The organism is Tepidimonas sp. (genome assembly GCF_046292505.1).
In the GTDB taxonomy this organism is placed as follows: Bacteria; Pseudomonadota; Gammaproteobacteria; order Burkholderiales; family Burkholderiaceae_C; genus Tepidimonas.
On sequence record NZ_JBKBQX010000255.1, the window covers coordinates 1 to 554 of the forward strand.

Annotated in this window: 1 protein-coding gene; it reads right to left on the reverse strand. The window is 65.5% G+C overall.

The genetic code is table 11. The features are described 5' to 3' along the window. Positions 1–324: Hsp70 family protein (locus ACK4TH_RS13120; RefSeq protein WP_409627069.1), on the reverse strand; the 324-nt coding region annotated here is incomplete at its 3' end. Positions 325–554: the final 230 nt, after the last annotated feature.

The window sequence follows — 554 nt, forward strand, 5'->3', positions numbered from 1 at the left end:
GTAGAGGCGGTCGCCGACCTTCACGCGGGGCGTGTTGTTGTCCCCGCGCACCACCTCGTAGGGCACGCGCGCGATCTCCTTCTCGCATTCGGCGTAGCTGTTGCCCATGAAGCGCTTGATGGAGAAGATGGTGTTCTTCGGGTTGGTGATGGCCTGGCGCTTGGCCGGGTCGCCCACCTTGCGCTCGCCGCCTTCCACGAAGGCCACGATGCTGGGGGTGGTGCGCTTGCCCTCGCTGTTGGCGATGACCACGGGCTCATTGCCCTCCATCACGGCCACGCAGCTGTTGGTGGTGCCCAGGTCGATGCCGATGATCTTGCTCATGCAGTTGCGCCGTAGCCCGGCGCAGGCATTGGTGAATGGTTGATTTTCGGTGAGCCCCATCGATCAAGGCCCATGCCATCGGCTAGGGCCTGCCAATGCAACAGCCCGACGGCCGGGCGAAGGGGCCCAGCGAGCTGCCAGCTTGGCAGGGTCAGTTGCAGGGGAAGGCGTCTTGCGGGGCGCAGAAGCGCAGGTCGCCGGTGTAGGGCCCGTCGATGAGCTCTTGCAGG